The organism is Dolichospermum sp. LEGE 00246 (assembly GCF_015207865.1).
Taxonomy (GTDB): domain Bacteria; phylum Cyanobacteriota; class Cyanobacteriia; order Cyanobacteriales; family Nostocaceae; genus Dolichospermum; species Dolichospermum heterosporum.
The window spans coordinates 1-6,237 of sequence record NZ_JADEWA010000324.1; the positions used below are offsets into that span (position 1 = coordinate 1).

7 protein-coding genes are annotated in these 6,237 nt (G+C 36.2%); 6 read left to right on the forward strand and 1 reads right to left on the reverse strand.

Features of this window, described 5'->3' with window-relative positions; genetic code table 11:
* The first annotated feature begins 81 nt into the window (after positions 1–81).
* The 6 genes from IQ228_RS18570 (at position 82) to IQ228_RS18595 (ending at position 5,738) form a co-directional block, all read left to right on the forward strand.
* Positions 82–1,374 carry a DUF563 domain-containing protein gene (locus IQ228_RS18570; protein WP_051424264.1) on the forward strand — a complete coding sequence of 431 codons (1,293 nt, stop codon included), beginning with the start codon at positions 82–84 and terminating at the stop codon, positions 1,372–1,374.
* A 69-nt stretch (positions 1,375–1,443) separates the two neighbouring features.
* Positions 1,444–2,451, forward strand: coding sequence for an SDR family oxidoreductase (locus IQ228_RS18575; protein ID WP_096667116.1), 1,008 nt, complete (start codon positions 1,444–1,446; stop codon positions 2,449–2,451).
* A 2-nt stretch (positions 2,452–2,453) separates the two neighbouring features.
* Complete coding sequence (locus tag IQ228_RS18580) at positions 2,454–2,876, forward strand: secondary thiamine-phosphate synthase enzyme YjbQ (RefSeq protein WP_027401726.1); 423 nt, start codon at positions 2,454–2,456, stop codon at positions 2,874–2,876.
* 2 nt (positions 2,877–2,878) lie between these two features.
* Complete coding sequence (locus IQ228_RS18585) at positions 2,879–4,000, forward strand: DegT/DnrJ/EryC1/StrS aminotransferase family protein (RefSeq protein WP_015078120.1); 1,122 nt, start codon at positions 2,879–2,881, stop codon at positions 3,998–4,000.
* Between the two features lie 108 nt (positions 4,001–4,108).
* On the forward strand, positions 4,109–4,945 hold the full coding sequence (locus IQ228_RS18590; RefSeq protein WP_027401725.1) for a sugar phosphate isomerase/epimerase: 837 nt from the start codon (positions 4,109–4,111) through the stop codon (positions 4,943–4,945).
* A 37-nt stretch (positions 4,946–4,982) separates the two neighbouring features.
* On the forward strand, positions 4,983–5,738 hold the full coding sequence (locus tag IQ228_RS18595; protein ID WP_015078118.1) for an SDR family NAD(P)-dependent oxidoreductase: 756 nt from the start codon (positions 4,983–4,985) through the stop codon (positions 5,736–5,738).
* Positions 5,739–5,872: 134 nt separating this feature from the next.
* Here IQ228_RS18595 and IQ228_RS18600 read toward each other — a convergent pair.
* Positions 5,873–6,237: HAD-IIB family hydrolase (locus IQ228_RS18600; protein WP_193963885.1), on the reverse strand; the 365-nt coding region annotated here is incomplete at its 5' end.

Here is a 6,237-nt window from a genome sequence, read left to right on the forward strand (position 1 = left end):
CATTAAATTTTACTAAACTTTTACTAAAAAACAAGCAAATTATTTTGCTGTCCTATACAAAACAGAGAGATTTACAAGCAGATGAATAAAGTTGGGCGTTATGTTCAAGAATTGCTAATATTTAAACTCATATATCCTATTTTATTGAGATACATTGACGAAAATCTCATCACGATGACTGAGGAGATGGAGAAAGATAAAATGGAGAATAATATTCCTAAGTTAGAAGCGGAATATGAACAATTACCTATTCTCAAATTGATTTATTCAATTTTATTTAACTATCTACACAGCAATTTAATTACTAGAGTAGATTTACTCCAGCAATGTCAAGCAGAGAATAATCTTTATCAGTTAAAATATGATGAAATTATTCAAATTGAACCAGCTATAAGTTATCAAGAAATTCCCGCAGCATTTAGAGAAAAAGAAGGTAAATTTGAATTTACTAATCCTTTTGCTGTGGTTGTTAAAAACGTGGAGTTATTGGGAATTTATGGGATTGGTTTTACTGAGGATAAGAATATTATTTTAGAAACAGTTTTAGATAGAGTAGATGTTTTAGAACACACTGCTATTTCTACAATGAAGGCTGGTTTCAATTCTCAATATATTGCCCCTATAGCCAATATAGAACATTTTGATTTAGCTTGTTCATTTGTTAATTATTGGAGTCATTTATATGCTCATTGGATTTATGAGGCTTTAACTAGATTAGAAGTCCTTGAATATTATTCTCAAAAAACAGGTAAAAAACCAGTCTTAATAATTGATAAAGATATTCCTAGTTGGAAAATTCGCTCTTTAGAATTGATGGGTTATGGTCTAGAAAATTATATCCAATGGAATGGATATAGAGCTAAAGTTAATGAATTAGTTATTTGCTCTAAAAGACGTGAAGGAGGACGTATTTCTATCAAAGCTTGTCATTGGGTAAGAGAACGTATTCTTAGTAACGTAGATACTTATGCAAATCCAAATCTGGTTTTGAGTCCCAATATTTTTATTTCTCGTAAAAAAGCAAATGCTCGCCGCATTTTGAATGAAGAAGAAGTAAGCAATACTCTCGATAAAATGGATTTTGTACCTTATGTTCTAGAAGATTTAGATTTTGCTGACCAAGTAAAATTGTTTGCTCAAGCTAAATTTATTATTGCTCCTCATGGTGGTGGAGTAACAAATATTATTTTCTCCCAAAATTTAAATTTAATTGAACTTTTTGGTCAGAAAATTAGCCATTTCTATTATACAGTTGCTAAAGGATTAGGATTCGATTATGCTTGTATGTTTTGTGAGGTAAAGAATGAAGATATCATTGTCAATTGTGAAGAATTAAGTAGAATGGTTGATAAAATGACAAAAAATAGAATTTGATAATGTAAATTAGATGATCATAAAGCTTGATGAAAATTTAAATTTTGACTAACAGATTATTAATTTTGTATGAACAGTAAATTAAATTCTCCTAAACATTGCTTAGTCACTGGTGCTGCTGGTTTTATTGGTAGCCACTTGTGTGATCTCCTCCTCAAATCAGGTCATAGTGTCGTTGGTTTAGATAATTTGGTGACAGGAAGAACGGATAATTTAAAAGTGGCTCAAACCTATTCCACATTTACATTTATTGAGCAAGATGTTGCTGATATTTCCCCATCCATATTAACAGATATTGACTGGGTATTTCATTTAGCAGGATTAGCTGATTTAGTTCCCTCAATCCAAAATCCAGGAGCATATTATCATGCCAATTTACATAGTACATTCGTCCTTTTAGAAGCTTGTCGTACTGCTAAAATCCAAAAATTTATCTACACAGCTTCTTCCACTTGCTATGGTATTCCTAATCAATATCCCACATCAGAAACCTATCCTTGTCATCCTAAACATCCATACGGCTTAACAAAATATTTAGGTGAACAATTAGTCATGCACTGGGCGCAAGTTTATCAACTTCCAGCCCTTTCTTTACGATTGTTTAATGTGTATGGACCAAGATCCAGAACCACAGGAGCTTATGGTGCAGTATTTGGCGTATTTTTAGCTCAAAAACTAGCGAAAACCCCTTTTACTGTTGTTGGAGATGGAATGCAAACGAGAGATTTTACCTTCGTTAGTGATGTAGTAGCAGCCTTTATCAAAGCTGCTGAATCGGATATTACCGGCGAAATTATTAATATTGGTTCTGGTAAATCTGAAAGCGTTTTAACACTGGTGAAATTATTAGCAGGAGAAATTACTCACATTCCCAAACGTCCAGGAGAACCTGATTGTACTTGGGCTGATATTGCCAAAGCTACGACTCTTTTAAAATGGCAACCTCAAGTACCTTTAAGTGAAGGTGTAAGTGAAATGTTAGCCAATATTGAACTTTGGCGAGATGCTCCAGTTTGGACACCAGAAACAATTCAGCAAGAGACAAAATCGTGGTTTGAGCATTTAGGAAAGGAATAAAAATGACCAACTCATCTATAAGACTTTATCAACAATCAATCAAGGTACAAACTACTGGTAAATCCCTATGTCAAATTACGCCCCAAGTCCAAGCAGTCATTACAGAATCGGAAATTACAGCAGGAATTTGTAACCTTTTTATCCGTCATACTTCCGCCAGTTTATTGATTCAAGAAGAAGATGCCAAACCCGACGTGGAAACCTTTTTTGCGAAGTTAGTTCCCGAAAATGGTCAATATCTTTTAGCCGGACAAGGTTTAGATGATATGCCGGCACATATTCGCTCTGCCCTTACCCATACCTCTGAACAAGTTCCGATTGCTCAAGGTCTTTTGCAGCTAGGACGTTTACAAGATATTTATATCTGGGAACATCGTCAGTCTGGTTACATCCGTGAAGTCGTTATCAATATATTGGGATATTAAAAATGTCACAACTATTAACCATTAATCAAATACCCTTCGTTAATCTTAAAAGTCAACACGCTGCCATAAAGTCTGAGTTACTAGCAGCAATGGGTGAAGTCCTTGATGATGGCAACTTTATTTTAGGCGAGCAAGTTGCAGAGTTTGAGCGTCAGTTTGCTCAATTGTGTGGCGTTCGTTATGCAGTTGGTGTTAATTCTGGGACAGATGCCTTAATTTTTGCACTCAAAGCACTTGGTATTCGTTCTGGTGATGAAGTTATTACTGTCCCTAATTCTTTCGTGGCTTCAGCTACCTGTATTCGCATACTTGGTGCTAAACCTGTATTCGTTGATGTGGGCGATGATTACAATATTGATCCAACTAAAATCGCCGCAGCTATTACTCCCAAAACAAAGGCAATTATCCCTGTACATCTGACGGGAAGACCTTGTAACATGAAACCAATTTTAGATATTGCCCAGGAAAATGGAATAGCTGTAGTGGAGGATGCCGCCCAATCTGTACTGGCTGAGTATCAAGGTCAACGAGTAGGTTCTTTGGGAATAGTGGGTTGTTTCAGTTTACACCCCCTGAAAAACTTAAATGCTTGTGGAGATGGAGGAGTAATAGTAACGGATGATTCCGAACTGTATGACCAGTTAAAAATTATGCGGAATATTGGTTTACGAACTCGTGATGACTGTGTGATGTGGTCTCATAATTCTCGCTTAGATACTCTACAAGCAGCTATTCTGTTAGTTAAATTGCGTTACCTCCAGGAATGGACACAGCAACGTCAAGAAAATGCTCACTATTACCAAAGTCAACTTGCGGGTATTCCTCAAATCATAATGCCATGGGAACGAGAGTGGGAAAAATGCGTTTACCACACCTTTGTTATTCAAGCTGAACGGCGTGATCAATTGCGTCAATTTTTGAGCGATCGCGGTATCGGTACAGCAATTCATTATCCAGTGCCAATTCATCTATCTACAGCAGGTAAAGAATTAAGCTATCCAGCAGGGAGTTTTCCTGTCGCAGAAATGCAAGCAAGCCGCATCCTGAGTTTACCTATTTATCCAGGACTAACCGTTCAGGAACTTGAGCAAGTTTGTGAAAACATTAAGTTATTCTATCAATAAATAAGCCTCAAATTTTCTTCACTTTTGACTTGCTGTTGTGCATTTTGAATACACGACAGCTTACCCTCTAAGCTATACACATCATTTCTAAAATCCAAAATCAAAAATATGCTAAAGTCTAACATTAATTCACTAAATATTGGCTGTGCTGCTTGGGGCTGGAGAGAAGTGGAAATACCTGAATATTTCCACTGGATAGCTAACCAAGGCATTCGTTCAGTAGAAGTGAATGCTCATCCCCAAGCACCCAAACATCTTTTACATGATGGTGATGATCAAGCAGTATCTAAAATTGCTGATTGGGCTAAAGAAGCAGGAGTAGATATTATTTGTATAGCAGGAAGAAATAATTTTACACTCTCAGATGCAAATGAGTTAGAAACAGAAATTAAAAGAGTAGAGCGTTTTGTTGATAGTGCTGAAAAATTAGGGGCAAAATTTGTCAGATTATTGTCTGGTGATCACAGAAATGATTATATTCTCCCAGATGTTTTTCCTCTGTTGCATTATGCTTTTAATAAAATCGGTGATTACGCCGAAGAACGAGGAATTCAAATAACGATTGAAAATCATGGTGGACCAACTGCAACCGGACAAAGAGTGGCCAGAATGATGGAAGGTATTAAAAGTCCTGCTGTTGGTATTAACTATGATCCCGCTAATTTTTTGAATCAGGGAACTGATCCTTTGATGGCACTCCGCTATATTCTTCCTTGGGTAAATTATAGTCATTGGAAAGATGTGCAATGGGTTAATGATAGTCCTCAATTCTGTGCTTTTGGAGAGGGAGAAATTGTCTGGGAACCGATTATTAAAGAACTATTAAATGCAGGTTATCAGGGATATTGGGTGGTTGAATATGAAGAAACATCAGATGTTGAGCAGGGAACGAAAGAGAGTTTAAATAACTTGTCTCAAGTATTACAAAAATTTGCCGTTGTCTAAGTTTATTTCATTATTTTCATCAGGGGTTAGCAATTAAATGTCATTTTCTTTAGATGGTCATGTGGCCTTAGTTACAGGAAGTTCTGCTGGTTTAGGGAAAGCGATCGCTCTCAAATTGGGACAAGCAGGTGCTAAGGTAGCAATCAATTACAGCAATAACGAATCACGGGCTAAACAGGCTTTAGCTGAACTTGAACAACAAGGTTGCCAAGCTATTTTGGTTCGTGGGGATGTTACCCAAGAAGAAGATGTAGCAGCAATTTATGAAGCGATCGCCTCTCAACTGGGTGCAGTAGATATTTTGGTGTTAAATGCCACAGGAAACCAACCCCAGATCCCCTTTGAGGAATACACCTGGCAAGATTTCCAAACCATGCTGGATTTTTTTATCAAAAGTCCCTACTTATTAACTCGTATTTGTTTACCCTCCATGAAACAAAAACAATGGGGACGAATTATTAATATTAGTAGTGACGTTTGTTTCCGCTCAGTTAATAACTTCAGTGCTTACGTTACTGCCAAAAATGGACAACTGGGATTTACACGCAGCATGGCCACCGAATTAGCGCCTTTTGGTATTACAGTTAATGCAGTTGCTCCCGGTTGGATACCCGTAGAACGCCATGAAAACGTTCCTCAAGAAAAAAAAGACGCTTACCAAGTCAGAATTCCCATGCAGCAATGGGGTACTCCACAGGATATTACTGAAGCAGTGCTTTATTTCGCCAGTCATGAGTCCAGATTTGTTACAGGGCAATATTTATGTATTAACGGTGGCTTTACTCTTATGTAAATATGATTAAGACTGATTGAGTTATAAACAATTCAGCTTTTTCAGGATTACACAAAAAATACCAAAAATATGGCGTTTCATAATTGCGGAATGTGGGATGTAATATATCAAACATTCTGACTCATGACTCTTGATTATTTAATAAGTGTTTTTAATACAGATAATATTCCTTTAGCATATTCATTTTCTGCTATTTGAAAATGTAATTTCCTAGCTTCGCTGGTTGCATTTCCAACTAAATAACCATGTCTAACAGTTTGCAGCATTTCAATATCATTACCACTTTCACCAAAAGCTATGGAGTTTTGATAGCTTACATTTGTCTGCTGTAAAATAAAATTAACTATATGTTTTTTACCTGTCCCTGATGGGATAAAATCAACATCATAGCAATTGTTTGGATCTCCAGATAAAGGATTTGCTTGACTAATATTTACTTGAATACCAGCTTTTTTCACTAACTCTTTTATCTTCAAAATTGCCTGATTATCAATTAGAT

Excerpts from the sequence above, each read along its gene's own strand:
- IQ228_RS18595 (WP_015078118.1), top strand. The coding sequence starts at position 4,983 with ATGTCATTTTCTTTAGATGGTCATGTGGCCTTAGTTACAGGAAGTTCT.
- IQ228_RS18580 (WP_027401726.1), top strand. The coding sequence starts at position 2,454 with ATGACCAACTCATCTATAAGACTTTATCAACAATCAATCAAGGTACAA.
- IQ228_RS18575 (WP_096667116.1), top strand. The coding sequence starts at position 1,444 with ATGAACAGTAAATTAAATTCTCCTAAACATTGCTTAGTCACTGGTGCT.
- IQ228_RS18585 (WP_015078120.1), top strand. The coding sequence starts at position 2,879 with ATGTCACAACTATTAACCATTAATCAAATACCCTTCGTTAATCTTAAA.
- IQ228_RS18590 (WP_027401725.1), top strand. The coding sequence starts at position 4,109 with ATGCTAAAGTCTAACATTAATTCACTAAATATTGGCTGTGCTGCTTGG.
- IQ228_RS18570 (WP_051424264.1), top strand. The coding sequence starts at position 82 with ATGAATAAAGTTGGGCGTTATGTTCAAGAATTGCTAATATTTAAACTC.